The sequence below is a fragment of the Oceanitalea stevensii genome, from assembly GCF_014837105.1.
GTDB lineage: Bacteria > Actinomycetota > Actinomycetes > Actinomycetales > Actinomycetaceae > Oceanitalea > Oceanitalea stevensii.
Genome location: NZ_JACSPO010000001.1, coordinates 1,221,659 through 1,241,475 on the forward strand (window position 1 = coordinate 1,221,659; position 19,817 = coordinate 1,241,475).

19 protein-coding genes and 3 tRNA genes are annotated in these 19,817 nt (G+C 73.1%); 9 read left to right on the forward strand and 13 right to left on the reverse strand.

What is annotated here, in order from left to right:
• The first annotated feature begins 25 nt into the window (after positions 1–25).
• Complete coding sequence (locus tag H9624_RS05700) at positions 26–1,936, forward strand: DUF2207 domain-containing protein (protein WP_251838867.1); 1,911 nt, start codon at positions 26–28, stop codon at positions 1,934–1,936.
• A 62-nt stretch (positions 1,937–1,998) separates the two neighbouring features.
• Here the strand turns inward: H9624_RS05700 and H9624_RS05705 are convergent, their stop codons facing one another.
• The 4 genes from H9624_RS05705 to H9624_RS05720 all read right to left on the reverse strand — a co-directional run bounded on the left by H9624_RS05705 (position 1,999) and on the right by H9624_RS05720 (position 4,124).
• A complete protein-coding gene (locus H9624_RS05705) occupies positions 1,999–2,265 on the reverse strand; it encodes a GlsB/YeaQ/YmgE family stress response membrane protein (RefSeq protein ID WP_251838868.1) in 267 nt (88 codons plus the stop codon).
• Positions 2,266–2,363: 98 nt separating this feature from the next.
• Positions 2,364–3,128 (reverse strand): endonuclease/exonuclease/phosphatase family protein, encoded by a 765-nt coding sequence (locus H9624_RS05710; RefSeq protein ID WP_251838869.1) that lies wholly within the window; start codon positions 3,126–3,128, stop codon positions 2,364–2,366.
• A gap of 10 nt (positions 3,129–3,138) precedes the next feature.
• On the reverse strand, positions 3,139–3,561 hold the full coding sequence (gene msrB / locus H9624_RS05715; protein ID WP_251838870.1) for a peptide-methionine (R)-S-oxide reductase MsrB: 423 nt from the start codon (positions 3,559–3,561) through the stop codon (positions 3,139–3,141).
• Positions 3,562–3,593: 32 nt separating this feature from the next.
• Positions 3,594–4,124 carry a GNAT family N-acetyltransferase gene (locus tag H9624_RS05720; protein WP_251838871.1) on the reverse strand — a complete coding sequence of 177 codons (531 nt, stop codon included), beginning with the start codon at positions 4,122–4,124 and terminating at the stop codon, positions 3,594–3,596.
• A 57-nt stretch (positions 4,125–4,181) separates the two neighbouring features.
• Between H9624_RS05720 and H9624_RS05725 the strand changes: the two genes are divergently transcribed.
• Both H9624_RS05725 and surE read left to right on the forward strand, forming a co-directional pair.
• Entirely contained in the window at positions 4,182–5,162 is a 981-nt protein-coding gene (locus H9624_RS05725) for a 1-phosphofructokinase family hexose kinase (protein ID WP_251838872.1), read from the forward strand.
• A complete protein-coding gene (gene surE, locus H9624_RS05730) occupies positions 5,159–6,034 on the forward strand; it encodes a 5'/3'-nucleotidase SurE (protein WP_251838873.1) in 876 nt (291 codons plus the stop codon). Before H9624_RS05725 ends, surE begins: the two co-directional genes overlap by 4 nt.
• A gap of 26 nt (positions 6,035–6,060) precedes the next feature.
• On the opposite strand, the gene H9624_RS05735 is transcribed toward surE, so the two are convergent.
• The 4 genes from H9624_RS05735 to H9624_RS05750 form a co-directional block, all read right to left on the reverse strand.
• Positions 6,061–6,618 (reverse strand): hypothetical protein, encoded by a 558-nt coding sequence (locus tag H9624_RS05735; protein ID WP_251838874.1) that lies wholly within the window; start codon positions 6,616–6,618, stop codon positions 6,061–6,063.
• Positions 6,615–6,866: a helix-turn-helix transcriptional regulator gene (locus H9624_RS05740; protein ID WP_251838875.1), complete on the reverse strand. Its 252-nt coding sequence runs from the start codon at positions 6,864–6,866 to the stop codon at positions 6,615–6,617. Before H9624_RS05740 ends, H9624_RS05735 begins: the two co-directional genes overlap by 4 nt.
• A gap of 74 nt (positions 6,867–6,940) precedes the next feature.
• A complete protein-coding gene (locus H9624_RS05745) occupies positions 6,941–7,849 on the reverse strand; it encodes a cation diffusion facilitator family transporter (protein ID WP_251838876.1) in 909 nt (302 codons plus the stop codon).
• A 1-nt stretch (position 7,850) separates the two neighbouring features.
• Positions 7,851–8,210: a metallopeptidase family protein gene (locus tag H9624_RS05750; RefSeq protein ID WP_251838877.1), complete on the reverse strand. Its 360-nt coding sequence runs from the start codon at positions 8,208–8,210 to the stop codon at positions 7,851–7,853.
• Positions 8,211–8,359: 149 nt separating this feature from the next.
• Here H9624_RS05750 and H9624_RS05755 point away from each other — a divergent pair.
• The 3 genes from H9624_RS05755 (at position 8,360) to H9624_RS05765 (ending at position 8,667) form a co-directional block, all read left to right on the forward strand.
• Positions 8,360–8,432, forward strand: a tRNA-Glu gene (locus tag H9624_RS05755).
• Between the two features lie 43 nt (positions 8,433–8,475).
• A tRNA-Asp gene (locus H9624_RS05760) sits at positions 8,476–8,549 on the forward strand.
• Positions 8,550–8,594: 45 nt separating this feature from the next.
• A tRNA-Phe gene (locus H9624_RS05765) sits at positions 8,595–8,667 on the forward strand.
• Between the two features lie 120 nt (positions 8,668–8,787).
• Here the strand turns inward: H9624_RS05765 and H9624_RS05770 are convergent.
• A complete protein-coding gene (locus H9624_RS05770; protein WP_251838878.1) occupies positions 8,788–13,806 on the reverse strand; it encodes an ExeM/NucH family extracellular endonuclease in 5,019 nt (1,672 codons plus the stop codon).
• 346 nt (positions 13,807–14,152) lie between these two features.
• On the opposite strand from H9624_RS05770, the gene H9624_RS05775 reads away from it, so the two are divergent.
• Together H9624_RS05775 and H9624_RS05780 are read left to right on the forward strand one after the other, a co-directional pair.
• Complete coding sequence (locus H9624_RS05775; protein WP_251838879.1) at positions 14,153–14,584, forward strand: phage holin family protein; 432 nt, start codon at positions 14,153–14,155, stop codon at positions 14,582–14,584.
• Positions 14,581–14,898, forward strand: a complete 318-nt coding sequence (locus H9624_RS05780; protein ID WP_251838880.1) for a DUF3618 domain-containing protein — start codon at positions 14,581–14,583, stop codon at positions 14,896–14,898. The genes H9624_RS05775 and H9624_RS05780 overlap by 4 nt, the downstream gene beginning before the upstream one ends.
• Before the next feature lie 50 nt (positions 14,899–14,948).
• Here H9624_RS05780 and H9624_RS05785 read toward each other — a convergent pair whose 3' ends face one another.
• On the reverse strand, positions 14,949–15,158 hold the full coding sequence (locus tag H9624_RS05785) for a BldC family transcriptional regulator (protein ID WP_251303561.1): 210 nt from the start codon (positions 15,156–15,158) through the stop codon (positions 14,949–14,951).
• Positions 15,159–15,435: 277 nt separating this feature from the next.
• On the opposite strand from H9624_RS05785, the gene H9624_RS05790 reads away from it, so the two are divergent.
• A complete protein-coding gene (locus H9624_RS05790) occupies positions 15,436–15,621 on the forward strand; it encodes a DUF3073 domain-containing protein (RefSeq protein WP_110853207.1) in 186 nt (61 codons plus the stop codon).
• A 90-nt stretch (positions 15,622–15,711) separates the two neighbouring features.
• On the opposite strand, the gene purM is transcribed toward H9624_RS05790, so the two are convergent.
• Genes purM through H9624_RS05805 form a run of 3 tightly spaced genes read right to left on the reverse strand, consistent with a single transcriptional unit; the run spans position 15,712 to position 19,817 of the window.
• Positions 15,712–16,818 (reverse strand): phosphoribosylformylglycinamidine cyclo-ligase, encoded by a 1,107-nt coding sequence (gene purM / locus H9624_RS05795; protein ID WP_251838881.1) that lies wholly within the window; start codon positions 16,816–16,818, stop codon positions 15,712–15,714.
• The gene (gene purF, locus H9624_RS05800; protein ID WP_251838882.1) at positions 16,815–18,332 is read right to left on the reverse strand and encodes an amidophosphoribosyltransferase; all 1,518 of its coding nucleotides are present in this window, start codon (positions 18,330–18,332) and stop codon (positions 16,815–16,817) included. Before purF ends, purM begins: the two co-directional genes overlap by 4 nt.
• Before the next feature lie 42 nt (positions 18,333–18,374).
• Positions 18,375–19,817: an RNB domain-containing ribonuclease gene (locus tag H9624_RS05805; protein ID WP_251838883.1), complete on the reverse strand. Its 1,443-nt coding sequence runs from the start codon at positions 19,815–19,817 to the stop codon at positions 18,375–18,377.

A 19,817-nucleotide genomic window follows, 5' to 3' on the forward strand; every position in this document is an offset into this window, starting at 1 on the left:
CATGGGGCGCGGTAGCGTGCCGGGCGTGACCCGTCCCTCCCGCGTCCTCGCGGCTCTCGCGCTCGTCCTGGCGGGCCTCCTGCTCCTCCCCCCGGCCGCGACAGCGGCGAGCGGCGACGTCGTCCGGCAGCTCGACATCGCCATCGACATCCGCCCCGACGGGACGCTGGAGGTCACCGAGACCTACGACTGGGACTTCGGCACGCGCGAGGGCCTGGGCCTCACCCGCATGCTCGACTCACGCTTCGACTACGCGCCCGACCCGGACAAGGTCCGCGTGTACGAGTACGGGGACTTCTCCGCCTCCAGCCCCACGGGCGCGCCCGCCGGGGTGTGGAGCACCGACGAGGGCGCCCGCGTCCGGGTCGACATCGGCGCCCCCGACGGCTCCGACGACCGCCGCAGCGGCCGGCAGACCTACGTCCTGAGCTACACCGTCGACGGCGCCCTCAACGCGATCCGCGACGACCCCGCCGTCCCCGACCAGGACGAGCTGTACTGGAACGCCACCGGCCACGACTGGGACGTGCCCGTCGAGCAGGCGACCGTCACCGTCACCGGCCCGGCCGACGTCGTCGACCACGCGTGCTACGAGGGCGGCCGTGGCTCGACCGCCGGGTGCGCCTCCCTCGACGCCGACGGCGGGGAGGTGCGGGCCACGGGCGGGCCCCTGCCCTCGGGCTCCGGCATGACGGTCGTGGCCGCCTTCCCGCCCGGCACCTTCGCGGCCGTCGCGCCGATCCTCGAGGACCGGCCCGAGCCGTTGCTGTGGGCCGGCGACGGCGCCGCCCCCACCGCCGCCCGCTTCGTGCGGGACAACCTCGCGTGGCTCACCCCGCTGGCCCTGCTCGGGCCGGTGCTGCTCGCGGTGCTGCGCGTGCGGCGCGGCCGCGACCTGCACTTCGCCGACCTGCCGCCCGGGGTGCTGCCCACGCCGGGCACGACGCCGCGGGTGGAGGTGCTGCACGGCGACCCCGCCGTCGCCGTCCGCTTCACCCCGCCCGACGGCCTGCGCCCCGGTGAGGTCGGCGCCCTCGACGAGAAGACGGCGACGACGGCGCACGTCTCCGCCACGCTCATCGACCTCGCCGTCCGGGGCTTCCTCCAGATCCACGAGGCGGGCACGGGCTGGCGCGGCAGGCCCAACGACTGGCTGCTCGTCGCCACACCGGAGACCGCACGCGGGGACCTGCGCGACTACGAGCGCACGCTGCTGGAGAGGGTCTTCGCGGGCCGCAGCCAGGTGCGGATGTCCCAGCTGCGCAACACCTTCGCCGGCACGCTGCGCACCGCCCGCCGGCAGCTCATGGGCGGGCTCGCCCAGCTCTTCACCGGACGGGTCCGCGGCGGGGGCGGGTCGGTGCTCGTCCTCGTGCGGGTCGTCGTCGTCGGCCTCGTGCTCGTCACCTTCGGCGGTGGGATCGCCGGGGCGGCCGTGAGCGGACCGGCGACCATCGTCCTCGTCCTGGCGGCCGGCGTCGTCCTCGCCGCCTTCCTCCTGGCCTGGGGCCTGACGCGCCGGGCGAGGCTGCAACGCAGCCCGGTCGGCCGGGCCCTGCACGAGCAGTCACGCGGGTTCCGCCTCTACCTCACCACCGCGGAGGGCCACCAGCTGCGCTTCGAGGAGGGGGAGGACATCTTCTCCCGGTACCTGCCCTACGCCATCGTCTACGAGGTCGCCGAGCGCTGGGCCGGCATCTTCGCCCGGCTCGAGGCCCAGGGGCAGCAGGTGGCCGGGCCCACCTGGTACGTCGGGACGCACGGCTTCCGGGCCGGCAGCTTCACCACCCTCGGCAGCGCGCTGACCTCGTTCTCCTCCACCGCCGGCCGCACCCTGTCCTCGACCCCCGGCTCCTCGGGCGGCTCAGGCTCCCGCGGCGGGGGCGGCGGCTTCTCGGGCGGCGGGGGCGGCGGGGGCGGTGGCGGCGGCCGCTGAGGACCCCGGACACGACGACGCCGGCCGGCCCCCTGAGGGACCGGCCGGCGTCGATGTCAGGCTCAGCGGCGCTTGGCGCTCTTGTTCGTGATGCCGAGGTACACGCTGATGAAGAGGATCGCGGCGACGATCGAGATCGCCCAGCGGATCCAGTCGATCCCGCCCGTGTCCTCCACGCCCAGCGCGCCGGCCAGCCAGTAGCCGGCGAGTGCGCCCAGCACACCGAGGATGATGGTCCACAGGATGCCGAGGTTCTGGTCGCCCTTCATGAAGAGCCGGGCGAGCGCGCCGATGACGGCTCCGAAGATGATGAGACCAATGATCTCCATGGCATTCCTTCCTCTCACTGGGCGCCGCCATTGGGGCGACGCCGGGTGTTCGTCCGGAATCGTGGCACGGCCCCGCAGGGCCCGCACGCCGAGAGCCGTCAGGCCGGCTCGACGCCGACGGCGAGTGCCAGGTGGTCCGACACGGGCAGCCGGACCGCGCTCGCCTCGGTAGTGGCCCGCAGACCCGGCCCGGCGAGCACGTGGTCGAGCTGGCGCCGGGGCCGGCGCGCGTTGAAGGTGGGCGCCTGCGCGAGCCCGCGCATGCCGGTCACCCGGGCGGCGTCGTCGGGGCCCATGTTGAGGTCGCCGAGGAGGAGGTGGGGGCCGGGCAGCGTGCGCAGCGCCCACGCCGACTCCGCCAGCTGGCGACGCGCCACGGGCGGGGCGACGGACAGGTGCGTGCAGCCCACCGTCACGGGCCCGAAGGGCGCCTGGACGACGGCGGCGAGCAGCACCCGCGGCTGGTCCAGCCGCACCTGGAAGCCCAGGCGGGTGTCCGCGGGCGCGACGCGGACGGGGCCGGGCCGCAGCGGCCGCACGTGCCAGGAGCTCACCGGCCAGCGGCTGAGGAGGGCGACGCCGTAGCCGGAGTCGTCGGGCACGTGGGAGGGCACGGGACGGCGGCGCAGGCCCCGGGTGGAGCCGGCGAAGGCCGCAGCGAAGCGGTGCCAGCGGTAGCCGAGGGCCTCGGCGATGACGGCCGTCTCGTCGATGCGGCCGCTGCGCGCCTGGCCCTTGTCGACCTCCTGGAGGGCGAGGACGTCGCCGGGCAGGTCACGCAGCGCCGTCGCGAGCCGTTCCGCGGAGCTCGCGTCGCCCACGAGCGGGTGCCCGTGCTGGAGGTTCGACGTCACGACCAGCACGGGCAGCCTCTCAGCGCTCCTCGAAGCTGAGCGCCACGGAGTTCATGCAGTAGCGGTCCCCGGTGGGGGTCTGCGGCGCGTCGGGAAAGACGTGTCCCAGGTGGGAGTCGCAGCGGGCGCAGCGCACCTCGGTGCGGACCATGCCCAGGGTGCGGTCCTCGAGGAGGGTGACCGCCCCGGAGTCCTGCGGGGAGAAGAAGCTCGGCCAGCCGCAGTGGGCGTCGAACTTCGTGGTGGAGCGGAACAGCTCGGCCCCGCAGCCGCGGCAGCTGTAGACGCCCTCGCGGTTCTCGTGGAGGAGCTCGCCGGTGCCCGGCCGCTCCGTGCCTGCCTCGCGCAGGACGTGGTACTCCTTGGGCGAGAGGCGCTCGCGCCACTCCTCCTCGCTGAGGGCGACCTTGGTGAACGCCACGCGCTGGTTCTCGGTGCTCATGTCCCCATCTTGCGCCTCGCTCGGCCGGGAAGTCACGTCGAGGCGTCCTGGAGTGACTCGACGAGCACCTTGCCGAATACGTGCGTCACGTAGGGGTTGTCCTCGTCGCGCTCGACCGGCTCGTAGCCGCTGGCCCGGTAGAGCCCGCAGGCCTCGACGAGGGACTCGTTGACGCCGAGCAGGACCCGCCGCCCACCGAGGGAGCGGGCGCGGTTCTCCAGGGAGCCGAGGAGGAACCTGCCGAGCCCGCGGCCGCGGACGTCCGGCTTGAGCCACATCCGCCGGATCTCCACGACGCCCGGCTCGAGCACGTGCACCGCCCCGAAGCCGACGACGGTGCCGGTGGCGATCTCGCTGAGCAGCATGAAGTCCCCGCGCGGCGGGGTGACCTCGGCGGGGTCCGCGGCGTCCGCGAAGGACGGGTCGATGTCGAGGCGGTGGCTGAGCTCGGCGAGGTAGGAGCGCACCGCGTGCGCCGCGGCGTCGCTGCCGGCCTGCCCCTCGAGGACCCGCACCGGCGGCACCCCCGCGGCGCGGCGTGCCCGGCCTGCCGTTGCTCCCATCGGCACAGTGTGCACCTTCCCCCTGCGCCCTGTCCTGCGCGGTCCTAGGCTCACGCCATGGAGCAGCAGTCGGCGCACCGGCCCAGGCTGTGCGTCCTCGCGCCCACGCCCCTCCTCATGGTCGAGGTCGAGCCGGGTGAGGACGAGGACTACGAGCACTCCGCCGACCTCCACCTCCATCCCGGTGGCCAGGGCCTGTGGGTGGCGCGGATGGCGATCTCCCTCGGCGCGGAGGTCACCGTGTGCGGGCCCTTCGGCGGTGAGGTGGGCGCCGTGCTCGCCCACATGCTCTCGGAGGAGAAGCTCACCGTGCGGGCCGTGCCCTACAACGCGGGCAACGGCGCCTACGTCCACGACCGCCGGGGCGGGGACCGCGCGACGCTCGCGCACATGGTCCCGCCGCAGCTGACCCGCCACGAGCTCGACGACCTCTACGGCACGGTCCTCGTCGAGGCGCTCGAGTCCGACGTCCTCGTCCTCACCGGCGCCGAGCCGGACAGGGTGCTCCCGGCCGGCTTCTTCTCCCGCCTCGTGCGGGACGTACGCAGCGTGGACAAGCCGATCGTCGCGGACCTCTCGGGCGACGCCGCGAAGGCCGCCGCCGCCGAGGGGCCCACGGTCCTCAAGATGAGCCACGAGGAGCTGCAGGCCGCCGGCCTCACCACCGGGGACTCCGTCGAGGAGCTCCAGGCGGCGGGCCGGAGGCTCGTCGAGCAGGGCGTCGGGGCGATGCTCATCTCCCGTGCCGGGGAGCCGACGCTCCTCGTGACCATGGAGTCCACCCGGCTGCTCGTCGGGCCCGTCGTCACGCCCCTGGACCACCGCGGTGCCGGGGACTCGATGACGGCCGGGGTGGCCGTCGCGCTGGGGCGCGGTGCGAGCGTGGGCGAGGCCGCCCGCCTGGGAGCCGCGGCCGGGGCCCTCAACGTCACGCGTCGCGGGCTGGGCACGGGCCGGCGCGAGCAGATCGAGCGCTTCGCGGACCGCATCGGGATCGAGGTCGTGCCCTGGGACGACCGAGGGAGGGCTGAGGCGTGAGGGTCCTCGTCACCAACGACGACGGCATCCGGTCACCGGGGCTCGTCGTGCTCGTGCACGTCGCGCTCGAGGCGGGCTGCGACGTCGTCGTCGCCGCACCGCACCGCCAGTACTCGGGAGCGAGCGCGTCCCTCACCGCGCAGGAGGTCGACGGGCGCCTCGCGCTCGTCGACGCCCGGCCTCCCGGCCTGCCCGACGGCGTGCCGTCCTTCGGCGTCAAGGCCGCCCCCGCCCTCATCTCCTTCGTCGCGGCCTACGGCGCCTTCGGGGAGCGCCCGGACCTCGTGCTGTCCGGGGTGAACCTCGGCGCGAACACGGGGCGCGCCACGCTCCACTCCGGCACGGTGGGCGCCGCGCTCTCCGCGGCCACCCAGGGCATCCCCGCCCTGGCGGTGTCGATCGCCTCCGCCGAGCCCCAGCACTGGGACACCGCCCGGCTCGTCACCACGCACGCCTTCGCGTGGCTGCGCGAGCAGGGGCCGGACGAGGAACGGGTGCTCAACGTCAACGTGCCCGACATCCCGGCCGACCAGCTGCGCGGTCTGCGCCCGGCGCGCCTGGCAAGCTTCGGTGCCGTCCAGGCGCGGGTGCGGGAGAAGGGGAAGAACTACGTCACGCTCACCTACTCGGGCGTGGACGCCGAGGACGAGCCCGGCTCCGACCACCACCTCCTCAGCCGCGGGTGGGCCACCGCGACCCTCCTCACCGCCCCCTACGACGACCCCGGCGAGACCGGGCTCCCGGCCTTCACCGGGCGCGGCGCGGCGCCGGTGGCGGTGGACGTCGGTTCGGGGACGGTGATGAGCGCGAACGACGACCTGCCGAGCGGGGAGATCACCGAGGAGCAGGTCGAGGGCTCGGCGACGCGCTGAGCCCTCGGTCCCGCCTCGGGTGACCGTCAGTCCTCCGCGAGCGCCTCGCCCTCGGCCGGCGCCCCGGGACGTGCACGACGGCGGTTCTGCACGGCCATGGCGACGGCACCGACGAGCAGCCCGCCACCGCCACCGACGACGGCCCCCTTGACCATCGAGCCGAGCGCCCCGGAGCCGATGTCGACGGCGGGCAGGTCGATGAGACCGTGGCCTGTGAAGATCGTGCAGGCGAGCGCCGCGAGGACGACGGCGAAGCCGCCGAACACGATGGCGCCGGTGGTGCGCTTCATCGCCGGCTCGGCGCGGAAGGCGAGCTCGCTCACGTCCACCCCTCGCCGGCCGGCGTACCAGATCGTCGCCCAGCTCTGCAGGCCGACGACGAGCATCAGCAGCACGGGGAGCAGCAGCTGCCCGAGCAGTGCCGTGACGACCGCGATGCCGATCGAGACGTAGCTCGTGAGGGTGTAGCCGAAGGTGGTGGCCTCCATGAAGACGGCGCGCTCGCGCTCGTCGCCGTAGCTCGCGCTGTCCAGCGCCATGAGGCGGGCGGCTGCCCGGTCCCGGGCTCCGTGGGTGCTCGTCATCGTCGTGCCTCTCCTGTGGTGGTGTCCTCGTCCTGGCCGAACAGCTCCTCGACGGTGGAGCCGAGCGCGCGGGCGACCCGCAGCGCGAGATGGACCGACGGCGCGTAGTCGCCCTGCTCGACGGCGATCACCGTCTGCCGGCTGACACCGACGGCCGTGGCGAGCTCGGCCTGCGTCAGGCGCTGCTCGCGTCGGCGCCGGCGGACGGGGTTGTCCGTGCCGCTCGGGGCGACGGCTCGTGGGCTCATGCCCCGATGTTAAGGACGCTTGACATGCCATGTCAAGGCTGCTTGACACGCAGTGTCAAGGTCCGTTGACACGGTCAGTCGTGGAGCCGCACCTCGGTCGCCTTGTGGCCGCGCGGCTCCAGCTGGAGCGTGGAGTGCTCGACGTCGAAGTGGCCCTCGAGGCAGTGCTGCAGCGCGTCGAGGACCACGCAGAAACGGTCCGGGTGCAGCACGCCGTCCTCGACGACGACGTGCGCGGAGACGACCGGCACGCCGGAGGTGATCGTCCAGGCGTGGAGGTCGTGGACCGTGACGACCCCCTCGACCTCGCACATGTGCTCCCGCAGCTCGGCGAGCGACATGTCCTCCGGCGCCCCCTCGAGCAGGACGCGGGCGACGTCGCGCAGGAGGAGCAGCGCGCGCGGGACGATGAACGCGCCGAGCGCCACGGAGGCGACGGCGTCGGCCTGCGTCCAGCCGGTCACCGCGATGACGGCCGCGGCGACGAGCACCGCCACCGAGCCGAGCAGGTCCCCGAGCACCTCGAGGTAGGCGCCACGGACGTTGAGGCTCTCCCCCCGCCCACCGCTGAGCAGCCACAGGGACACGAGGTTCGCGACGAGCCCGACCGTGCCGACGAGCACCATGAGGCCGGTGCGGATCTCCGGCTCCGTCCCGAACCTCCCCACGCCCTCGACGATGACGACCACGCCGACGACGAGGAGGATCGCGCCGTTGACGAGCGCCGCGAGGATCTCCGCCCGCTGCCAGCCGAAGGTCCACCTCCCCCGCGCGGGACGGGAGGCGATCCACGTGGCCGCGAGCGCCAGGCCGAGCGCGGCCGTGTCGGAGAGCATGTGCCCGGCGTCGGCGAGGAGGGCGAGCGAGCCGGACAGCCACCCGCCGACGGCCTCGACCACCATGACGGTGGCGGTGACGAGGAAGGCCGCGAGGAGCCGCGAGCGGTGCGCCGCGGCGGCGGTGTGGTGGTGGTCGTGGGGCACGTCAGCCCCAGCCGAGCTCGTGGAGGCGCTCGTCGTCGATGCCGAAGTGGTGGGCGATCTCGTGGACGACCGTGACGGCGACCTCCTCGACCACCTCCTCGGCGCTCTCGCACATGCGCAGCGTGGGTCCCCGGAAGATCGTGATGCGGTCGGGCAGGGAGCCGGCCGCCCACCAGGAGTCCCGCTCGGTGAGCGGGGTGCCCTCGTACAGCCCGAGCAGGTCGGGGTCGCCCGCGTCGGCCGGCGGCTCGTCCTCGACGAGGACGACGACGTTGTCCATCTGCGCCGTCAGCTCGGGGGGCACGAGGTCCAGGCCGTCGCTGACAGCCTCCTCGAACTCCGCGCGGGACATCTCGACCATGGCCCCATCATCACCCAGGCCACCGGCACCCCGGCAGGCGATCCGAGGACGTGCCGCAGACCACACCCAGGCGTTTTGCTCCTACGCCGTTCTTCCCCCTATGCTTATGGAGGTCTTGGGGCGCCTCGGCGTCACGGGCGTCCGAACGGGCCCCCATCGTCTAGCGGCCTAGGACCCCGCCCTTTCACGGCGGTAGCACGGGTTCGAATCCCGTTGGGGGTACGAACCAGCACGACAAGCAGTACAGCAGGAAGCCTTACCACAAGGCCCCGTAGCGCAGTTGGTTAGCGCGCCGCCCTGTCACGGCGGAGGTCGCGGGTTCAAGTCCCGTCGGGGTCGCGGCGGAAGGCCCGGTCAGAGTTCTGGCCGGGCCTTCGCACTCCAGGCTCTGTAGCTCAGTTGGTAGAGCGTTCGACTGAAAATCGAAAGGTCACCGGATCGACGCCGGTCGGAGCCACACACAGAAGAACCCCCGCCTCGTGCGGGGGTTCTTCGTTTTTCCGCCCGCGTGGTGGGGCCGGGACGGGCGAGGGCCCCGCACCTGGGCGGGGCGGGGCCCCGCTCGTGCCCTACCCGGTCAGGAGGCCGGGGGGCGACGCACGCCCAGCGTGTCCTTCCCGTCGCCGTTCCAGTCACCGACGTACACCTCGTCGCCGGAGCGGCCGTAGACGATGGCGAAGTCGGCCGGACCGCCACGCAGGGAGTTCTTCACGTGGAACTCCCGGTCGCGGCGGATCGCGAAGGTGTCCGTGCCGTTGCCGTCCCAGTCACCGGCGAGGGTGACGTCACCGGGGCGGCCGTAGGTGAGGACGACGTCGGCGTCGCCGCCGGCGATGCGGTTCTTCACGTGGTAGGTCGCACCGCGACGCACCGCGAAGGTGTCCGAGCCGTTGCCGTCCCAGTCGCCCACCATGACCTCGTCGTTCGCGCGGCCGTAGGTGATGACGTGGTCGGCGTCGCCGCCCCGCAGGGAGTTCTTCACGTGGTACTCCGCGCCGCGGCGGACCGCCAGCGTGTCGACACCGTCACGGTCCCAGTCACCCACGAGGACGACGTCGTCCGCGCGCCCGTAGGTGAGCACGGTGCTCGCCGGCCCGCCCTGGGGCGCGTCGTTGACGAAGTACTGCTTCCCGCGGCGCACGGTGATGGTGTCCGTGCCGTTCCCGTCCCAGTCACCGATGAGCACCTCGTCGGTGCGCCGGCCGTACTGGAACGCGTAGTGCGCGGTCCCCGACCAGTCGTTGGACAGGAAGAAGCCGAACCGCTGGGCCGGGGGCTGCGGCTCGTCCGCACCCTCGACGGTCACCGGCACCCGGACGGTGGTGCCGCTGGGGGCGGCCTCCATCTCGAGGGTGTACTCGCCGTCCAGGTCGGCCGGCACGGTGAAGGTGACCGTGGCCGCGCCGTCGGTGACGGCGGCGGTGTGCACGGCCTCGCCGCGCTCGCCGTCCTCGCCGACGAGGTAGACGGTCAGCTCGGTGTTGTCCGGGCTGCCGAGGGAGGTGAGGTCGAGCCTGCTGACCTCGAAGGAGACGTCCTCGCCGGCGACGAGCTCGCTCGGCAGGGGGCTGACGACCGTGGCCCGGCGGGCGAAGTCGGGCGACAGCGGGGAGCTGGCCTCGATGTACTCGATCCAGGCGTCCCGGTCGACGAGGCCGGTGTCCTGCACGTCGGTGGCCTCACGGAAGACCGTGAAGTTGTCACCGCCCTGCGCCAGGAAGGAGAAGGTCCCGATCCGGTACTCGGCGGCCGGGTCGATCGGGGCGCCGTCGACCGTCACGGAGGTGATCCGCTCCCCGCTCTCCGCCTCCGGGTCCAGCGTGTAGGACACGTTGTCCGACAGGCCCAGGTGCAGGAAGGGGTTGGAGGCGGTCGAGGGCTGCCACTGCTGCTCGAGCATCGTGACGAACTGCTCGCCCGTGAGGGTCACCGTCCACAGGTTGTTGACGAAGGGCAGCACGGCGTTCGCCTCGGCGAAGGTGATCTCACCGTTCTCGCCCCGCAGCAGCTCGGCGCGCAGCCCGCCGGGGTTGACCACGCCGATCTCCGCGGCGCCCAGACGCTCCTCGCTCAGCTTGTCGCGCAGCACGTTGGCCACGAGGTTGCCCAGCGTGGACTCCCTCGTGCGGTCGTCGCGCACGAGGTCACCGGCGGCGTTGGTCGTGTGCGCCGTCGTGATGTCGGCGCTCACCTCGCCGACGACGACGCTGCCGATCTCCCGGGCCTCGGCGAGCGCGGCGTCGAGGATCGTCTTGACCTCGGCGACGCGCGGGTAGGTCTCGACGAGCTCCTCGAAGGGCGCCGTCGTCATGGGCACGTTCCGCTGCTCGTAGTCCACGACCTCGCTGCTCTCGCGGTCGACGGTGAGGACGACCTGCGAGACGTACGTGCCGTAGCTCTCGCCCTGGATGACGGGCCGCAGGGCCGCGCCGTCGGTCCCGGGGACCGGGCCGTCCCAGGCGTAGACCTCGTGCGTGTGGCCGTTGAAGATCGCGTCCACGTCCGCGCTGGTGTCGTTGACGATGCCCGCGAAGACCTCGCTCGTCGCGATCTGCTCCTCGAGCGTCGAGCCGGAGCCGGCCGGCGCCCCCTCGTGGAAGGACGCGACGATGACGTCGGCCGCGCCGCTCTCGCTCAGCTCGCCGGCGACGCGGTTGACCGCCTCGACCGGGTTCCCGAACGTGAGGCCCTCGATACCGCCGGGGGTCACGAGGGTCGGCGTCTCCTGGGTGACGACGCCGATGACCGCCACGGTCACGCCGTCGACCTCGAAGGTGTCGTACTCCGGCAGGGCCGGCTCACCGTCCGGGCCGTAGACGTTCGCCCCGAGGTGCTCGAAGTCGGCCCAGTCGGTGACCTGGCCGGTGAGGTTGTCGAAGCCGGCGTCGAACTCGTGGTTGCCGACGTTCGACACCGCGACGTCCAGGGCGTTGAGGACGTCGATGGTGGGCTTGTCCTCCTGCACGGAGGAGGTGAACAGCGAGGCGCCGATGTTGTCGCCCGAGGACAGGAGGAGGGTGCTGTCCTCCCCGCCCTCGGCGCGCAGCTCCTCGATCGTCCCCGCGAAGGAGAGGGTCGCGTTGGTGACGACGCCGGTCTGCCGGTTGGTGACGTAGTCGTTGAGCCGGCCGTGGAAGTCGTTGAAGGCCAGCAGGTTGATGTCGACCGTGGGCTCCGGCTCGTCGGCGAGGAGGTCGAGCCCGACGATGATCGGGTCGTGGTCGCTGGACCGGTACGGCGAGGCGTCGTGGAAGTCGGTGACGTTGTAGTTGTACCGGCTGTACTCGAAGGCGATGGACTCGTAGGCGTTGATGTTCCAGATGTCCGCGCCGGTCACCGCTGCGGTGGCCGCCTCGCTCGCGAGGACGTGGTCCAGCGAGCCGACCATCGAGCCGAAGGAGTAGGTCGACTTCTCGGTGAGCTCGGCGCCGAGGTCCGTGTAGCCGTTCTCGTAGAAGACCTGCATCGGGTCTTCCTGGGTGTAGGAGTTGAAGTCACCGGCGAGGAGGACCAGCTCCGTGCCGGCGTCGGCCGCGACCTCGTCGGCGAAGGCGACGAGCGCCTCGGCCTGGCGGACGCGGTCGGGGTTCGAGGCCCCCTGGCCGTCGCCCTGGTCGGCGTTCTCGCCCGTGCCGGAGCCCTTGGACTTGAAGTGGTTGTTGATGACGACGAAGGAGTCGGCGTCCTCGACGACGTCACCGTTCTCGTCGACCGGCGCGAACTCCTGGGCCATCGGCTCGCGGGCGTTGCCGAACGCGGCGCTGTCGAGCAGGATCTCGGTGCCGCCGACCGGGGCGACGGCGTCGACCTGGTAGATGAAGGCGTTGCGGATGACGTCCTCCGCCGCGGGGAACTGCTCCGCGGACACGACGTACTCCCACCGCTCCTCGCCGGCGCCGGCGTTGAGGGCGTCGACGAGGTCGGACAGGGCGTGGTCACGGTCGGCAGCGGTGTTGCTGGGCGCGAAGGGCAGCGAGTTCTCGATCTCCTGGAGGGCGACGACGTCGGCGTCCAGGGCGTTGACGGCGCTGACGATCTTCTCGGTCTGACGGGCGAGGTTCGCCGCGTCGTAGGCCCCGCGGACGTCGCAGCTGCGGGCCGTCGTCGGGCCACCCAGGCGGTCGCCGAAGAAGCCGCAGCCGGCCTCCTCGTCGCCGAGGCTGGTGAAGTAGTTGAGGACGTTGAAGGTCGCGACCCTCACGTCCCCGCCGACCTCCCCCGGAGCCTCCGGCCGGGTGTTCTCCCAGCTGATGGGCTGGACCTCGGCGGTGTTGGCGCCGGTGAGGCGGCTCTGCGGCTGGAAGTTCCAGGTGGCGTCCTCCCCTGCGATGGTGCGGCGGAAGTCGAGGATGACGGGACCCTCGAACTCGACCGGCGCGCCGACCCGGACCGGGTTGTCCGGCGTCAGGTAGGCGACCGGGGTCTCGTGGTTGTCGAAGGAGAAGTTGGTCCAGTCGTGGCTGGAGCCGTCGTCCATCCGGATCTCGCGGTCGGCGTTCGCGGCGACGAGGTCGGTGTACGCCTCGGTGCCGGGGCGCACGACGTCGGTGGGCTGGCGCAGGGGCTCGTCGCCGGCAGCCAGGCCCACCCAGCCGAAGCGGTTGGTGTGGTAGGTGTCGGTCACCGTGAAGTCGCCCTGCGGGGCGAGCAGCATGCCCTCGAGGGCCTCGCGCTCGTCGACCGCGGGCAGGGGAACCTGGGCCGGGACGACGGCGGCGGCGGGCTCGTCGAGGACGCTGTGGCTCGCCGCGGCGATCTGGGTGAGGCCGAAGTACTCGCCGGCCGTGCCGGTCACCTCGACGTGGTCACCGACCTCGACGTCACTGGCGAGCTGCGTGCCGCCGCCGAAGACGAAGATGCCGTGCGAGGCGTCGTGGCCCTCGAGGTCCGCTCCCGTGCCGGGCGTCTGGATGAAGGCGCCGTTGAAGCCGCCGTCGGCGTAGACGCCGGTGACGACGCCGCGGGTGGTGACGGTCCGGTCCAGCAGCGGGGTGGCGTCACCGGTGCCCTGGATCTCGGCGATCGGCGTCACCTCGCCCGGCTCGGGCTCCGGGTCCGGGTCCGGCTCCTCGGCGGCGGTGTTGAGGGCGCCGAAGGAGCTCGCGGACGGGCCGGTCCACACGCCGTCGATGCGCTGCAGGGACTCCCCGGCCGGGGTGGTGTTCGTCTGCGCGACACCGATGTCGGTGCTCGCCGTCCCGGCGGCCGGGCCGTCGGCCGCCGTCATGGTCCCCTCGTAGGAGAGGAGCTCGACGACCGTTCCCTCGGGGTCCACCAGCGCCACACCGTCGGGGCTGCCGTTCTGGATCCCGTCCGTCGGGTACTCCTCCACGACGACGCCGGAGTCGCCGACGACGCCGCTGAGCGTCCGCGGGCCGTACGCCGTGTTGTTGCTGCCGTTGTAGAGGACGATCTGCCAGCCGCTGAGGTCGGTGCCGACCGGCGCCTGGATCTCGATCGCCTCACCGACGTCGGTGCCGGCGTTGTCGTAGTGGATCTCGCTGATGAACACGGGTCCCGTGCTCATGAGCGCGGCGGCGGGTGCGACGGCGACGAGCGGGGTGAGGATGAGGGAGGCGACTCCGACCGCGGCCACACCCCCTCTGCCACGAGTGGTGGACCTACGGGGAACTCGGCTCACGGGTGCTCCTTCTCCGGCCGCCCGGCCGGTTGTTCGTGCGCGCGACGACGCGCGCAGTGGAGGGGTAGGCCCGTTCATCATGTGGCACGGGCCACTCTCTCGTCAACGTCTCACAGTGCGAGACACCGCCCGTTCACCCTCCCGTCACCGCCGAGTCACCGCCCGCGAGGAGCCCGTCCGCACCGGGCCCGCGCGCGGCGCGCGGGGCGAGGACGTGCACGGCGCACCGATCCCCGCGATCATGGGGCAGCAACGACGACTGCACGACGACGGCGCTTCGGCGCGGAGAAGAGGGAGACGCGTGAGTACTGCCGCACCGCAGCACCTCGGGACCGGCCAGCAGCCGCCCGGACGCCCGTCCATCGGCGAGCTGGTGGCGAGGATCTCCGACCAGTTCTCGCGCATCCTGCGCGGCGAGCTGGAGCTCATCCAGGTCAAGGCGGCAGCCAAGGCGAAGAAGGTGGGCGCGGGCGCCGCGATGTTCGCCGTCGCCGGCCTCCTCGGCTTCTTCGCCCTCGCCCTTCTCATCACCACCGCGGTGCTGGGCCTGGCCGAGGCGCTCCCGGCGTGGCTGTCCGCCCTCATCGTCGCCGTCGTCCTGCTCGTCATCGCTGGCATCATCGCCCTCGTCGGCAAGAAGATGCTGCAGTCGGGCGAGGCGCCCTCCGCGGAGGAGACCAAGGCCAACCTCAAGGCCGACCTCGACGCCGTCAAGAAGGGCCTCAACTCATGAGCGACGACAAGCGCACCCCCGAGCAGATCCAGGCGGACCTCGCCCGCACGCGGCAGGAGCTGGCCGGCTCCGTCGACGAGCTGAGCACCATGCTCGACCCGCGGGAGCAGATCAAGGAGGCGAGGACGAGCCTCAAGGCCGCCGTCAGCCGCACGGGTGAGTCCGCCCGGCACGCGGCCAAGGGCGCCGAGACCAAGGCCCAGTCCCTGCTGGACGACGCGAAGGGCGGGGACCCCAAGGCCATCGGCATCGTCGGTGCGGGCGCGGCCGCGCTCGCCCTCGTCATCACGGTCGTGGCACGCCGCTCCCGCTGAGCCACGCACACCACGCGCGCAGGGCCCCGGTGGCCCTGCGCGCGTTCTGCTCAGCCCGTGGGGCGCTGCGCGCCCATCCCGTTCGCGACGAGCAGCTCGTCGACCTCGCTGCGGCGGTAGCGGCGGTGCCCGCCGAGGGTGCGGACCGCGGTGAGCTTCCCGGCGTTCGCCCACCGGGTCACCGTCTTGGGGTCGACCCGGAACCGGGCAGCCACCTCACCGGGGGTCAGCAGTGTCTCCTCGCGATGATTCTCGTCCATGGTGCACCTCAGTTCCGTCACGGCCCGGGCCGGCTCACCCGCCAGATGACTCACGCTAACTCGCCCGATTCGGGCGAAAAGCGGACGAAGGTCCCGTGTCCCCCACGGCGCTCGGACCCCCGGCCGGGCCGGCGGAGTGAGCGGCCGCACGTGCGCTGGATGGTCGAACCGCCACTCGACCATGTACCGTGGGGCTCACGAACCATGACCACATAAATGGGGCCGCACTGACACCGTCGGTGCCTGCCCCTCTTCTACGTTGGAGGGGGTCGACGCCATGGGGCGCGGCCGTCAGAAGGCCAAGCAGACGAAGGTCGCTCGCCGGCTGAAGTACTACAGCCCGGAGACCGACTACCAGGCTCTCGAGAGAGAGCTGGCGTCTCAGAGCCATGACCGGGACATGCACGACTTCGAGATCCCCTCCGCAGAGGATGACGACGACTGGCGTCTCCGCTCGGACTAGGTTCACCGTCGCCCACGGCGACGGCGTGACAGCGATCCTCAGGTCGCCGCTTCCCCACGGGGACGCGGCGACCTGAGCTGGTCGCTGCTCTCAGCTGCGGTACTCGCCGTGCATGCGCACGGCGCCGCCACGCATGCCCTTGGTGCCGGTGACGACGTCACCGTCGCTGACGGCGAGGCGCTCCACCGTGCCCAGCTGCCAGGCGTCGATGCCGGCTGCGCGGGCCGTCCGGACCGCCTGCTCCGCCGCGGACGGCGCGAGCACGGCCACCATGCCGACGCCGAGGTTGAGCGTCTGCTCGAGGTCGGCCCACTCGACCGGGCCGAGGCGACGGACGACGTCGAAGACGGCCGGCACCTGCCACGAGCCGCGCTCGACGTGGCCGACGAGACCGGCGGGCAGCACGCGGGCGAGGTTCGCCGCGAGCCCGCCACCGGTGACGTGCGACAGGGCGTGCAGCCCGTCGTCCTCCGCGAGCTCCAGGCACAGCCGCGTGTACAGACGGGTGGGCTCGAGGAGCTCCTCCCCGACGGTGCGGCCGAGCTCGGCGACGTCCCGCTCCAGCGACCAGCCGCTCACCTCGAGGACCCGTCGCACGAGGGAGTAGCCGTTGGCGTGCAGCCCGGAGGAGGCGAGCGCGACGAGGACGTCGCCCTCGGCGACGCGCTCGGGGCCCAGCACGCGGTCGGCCTCGACGACGCCCGTCGCGGCGCCCGCGACGTCGTACTCGTCGGGGCCGAGGAGGCCGGGGTGCTCGGCCGTCTCCCCGCCCACGAGGGCGGTGCCGGTGAGGGCGCAGGCCTCGGCGATGCCGCGGACGATGTCGGCGATGCGCTCGGGCACGACCCGCCCGCAGGCGATGTAGTCGGTCATGACGAGCGGCCGGGCGCCCACGACGACGATGTCGTCGACGACCATGCCGACGAGGTCGTGGCCGATGGTGTCGTGGACGTCCATGGCCTGGGCGATGGCGACCTTGGTGCCGACGCCGTCGGTCGAGGTGGCGAGGAGCGGACGGCGGTACTCGCGGAGCGCGGAGGCGTCGTACAGGCCCGCGAAGCCGCCGGCGCCGCCGACGACCTCGGGCCCGTGGGTGGCGCGCAGCGCGCCCTTCATGAGCTCGACGGCGCGGTCACCCGCCTCCGTGTCGACGCCGGCCGCGGCGTAGCTGATGGGGGTGCGGTTCTCGGTGCTCACTGCGCTCCAGCGATCGTCAGGGACCCCGGGTGCCGGGGCGGGAGGACCTGGTAGTCACGCCGCTCGGCCGAGCCCTCGGCGTCCTCGACGGGCACGGGGTACTCGCCGGTGAAGCAGGCGGTGCACAGCCGCGTGCGGGGCACGGCGGTGGCCTCGATCATCCCGTCGGTGGAGATGTACCCGAGGCTGTCGGCGCCGAGGGAGGCACGGATCTCCTCGATGCTCATGCCGTTGGCGATGAGCTCGGCCCGCGTGGCGAAGTCGATGCCGTAGAAGCACGGCCACTTCACCGGCGGGGAGGAGATGCGGACGTGGATCTCCGCGGCACCGGCCTCGCGCAGCATGCGGACGAGGGCGCGCTGGGTGTTGCCGCGGACGATGGAGTCGTCGACGACGACGAGCCGCTTGCCGGCGATGACCTCGCGCAGCGGGTTGAGCTTGAGCTTGATGCCGAGCTGGCGGATCGTGTCGGTCGGCTGGATGAAGGTACGCCCGACGTAGGCGTTCTTCACCAGCCCCTGCGCGAAGGGGATCCCGGACTCCTGGGCGTACCCGATCGCGGCGGGCGTCCCGGAGTCGGGCGTGGGGATGACGAGGTCGGCCTCGACGGGGTGCTCGCGGGCCAGCACGCGGCCCATCTCGCTGCGCGCCGCGTTGACCGAGCGGCCGGCGATCTGCGTGTCCGGCCGGGCGAGGTAGACGTACTCGAAGACGCAGCCGCGCGGGCTCGGCTTGGCGAAGTGCTGCGAGCGCAGCCCGTCCTCGTCGACGACGACGAGCTCGCCCGGCTCGATCTCCCGGACGAAGGTGGCGCCGACGATGTCGAGGGCCGCGGTCTCCGAGGCGATGGCCCAGCCGCGCTGCAGCCGGCCGAGGACGAGGGGCCGGAAGCCGTGGGGGTCGCGGGCGGCGTAGAGGGAGTGCTCGTCCATGAAGACGAGCGAGAAGGCGCCCTCGAGGAGCGGCAGCACGCTCATCGCCGTCGCCTCGAGGGACCCGGTGCCCTCACCGGCGGTCCCGGACAGCAGGGCGGTGATGACGGCGGTGTCGGTGGAGCTGCCCCGCCCGAGCTCGCCGGACAGGTCCGTGCCCGACTGCTCGCGCACGAGCTCCATGAGCCGGCGCGTGTTGGTGAGGTTGCCGTTGTGGCCGAGGGCGACCGTGCCGCTGCCCGCCGGGCCGAGGGTGGGCTGGGCGTTCTCCCACGCGCTGGCCCCCGTCGTCGCGTAGCGCACGTGCCCGACGGCGATGTGTCCCTGCAGCGCGGACAGCGTCTGGTCGTCGAAGACCTGGGACACGAGGCCCATGTCCTTGTAGACGAGGAGCTGCTCGCCGTTGCTCGTCGCGATGCCGGCCGACTCCTGGCCGCGGTGCTGCAGGGCGTAGATGCCGAAGTACGTGAGGCGCGAGACCTCCTCACCGGGCGCCCAGACACCGAAGACCCCGCACTCGTCCTGGGGAGGGGCCTCTCCCGGGAGCAGGTCGTGACTCAGCCGTCCGTCTCCGCGTCGCACGGGTGCATCGTCCCACACGCCGGCCGGTAGCACCGAGGGCTGTCAGACAGGTGAGAAGCGCACCGTCCGCCCGGGGACGTCCACCTCGTCCAGCCGCACGGTCACCTGCTCGCCGAGCGGCAGCTCCGTCGCCCGGACGGACGCCTCCACGGCGGGCTCGGCGATGACGACCGTGCCGCGCACGCCGGCGTCGTCCTCGTCGACCTCGACGACGACGCCACGGAACTCCTCCCCCACCCTCCCCTCGAGGACGAGGGCCTCGACGGCGTCGACGGCGCCGCGCTCGTAGCGCCCGGCCCGCTGGGTGGCGCGGGCCATGACGCGGGGCAGCTCGGGCAGCGCGTCGTGCACCCACCCGGGCACGGGCTCCCCGGCGCAGACGGCGCGGCAGACCTCGAGGCCGGCGCGGTCGACGAGGCGGCGCAGCGGCGCGGTGACGTGCGCGTAGTGGGCGGCGATGGCGGCGTGCCGGGTGTCTCCGTCGTCGTCCTGGCCGAGCACGGCATAGCCGGCGCCGCGGAAGAGGGTGGTCGCCTCGGTGAGGAAGGCGGCGTGGGCGGGGACGGCGGAGTCGAGGGTGGGGAGGAGGTCCTGGTAGGAGACGTCCTCGGGCCATGGGATGCCGAGGCCGCGGGCGGTGCGGCGCAGGCGGGCGAGGTCGCGCGGGTCGGCCGGCGGCAGGGTCCGCAGGATGCCCACGCCGGCGCCGCGCATGAGCTCGGCGGCGCAGATGCCGGTGAGGAGGGAGATCTGGGCGTTCCACTCCTCGACGGGCAGGGTGGCGCGGAAGGCGAGGGTGTAGCCGCCGTCGCGCGTCACGACCTCCTGCTCGGGGATCTCGAGGGAGACGCCGCCGCGTGCCCGCTCCTGCGCGAGGCGCAGCTCGCCGACCCGGCGCAGCAGCCCGGGCAGGGTCGGCGGGACGGCGGGGTCGCTGCCGCCGTCGACGACGTCCTGGACCTGGCCGTAGGTGAGCTGCGCGCGGCTGCGGACCAGGGCCCGTCGGACTGAGGCCTCGCGGACCGCGCCGTCGGCGCCGAGCGCGATGCGCCACAGGTAGGCGGGACGGTCCTGGTCGGGCAGGAGGCTGGCGGCGCCGGCGCTGAGGACCTCGGGGTGCAGGGGCGTGGAGCCGGTGGGGCCGTAGACGGTGACGCCCCGCTCGTGGACGGCGGCGTCGAGGGCGCCGCCGGGCGTGACGAAGGAGGCGACGTCGGCGATGGCGTAGTGGACGAGGAAACCCTCGCCGTCCTCCTCGAGGTGGACGGCCTGGTCGAGGTCGCGGGAGCCGGGCGGGTCGACGGTGACGAGGGGCAGGTCGCGCGCGTCCGGGAGGGCGGGCAGCGGGCGCCGGGCGGCCTCCTGCGCCTCGGCCAGCGCCGCGGCCGGGAGGTCGACGGGGATGCCGAGCTCGGCGCGGAGCTGGTCGAGGGACTGCGCGACGCGCGCAGGCGGGGCCGGCAGGTGGAGCTGGCGGGTGGGCAC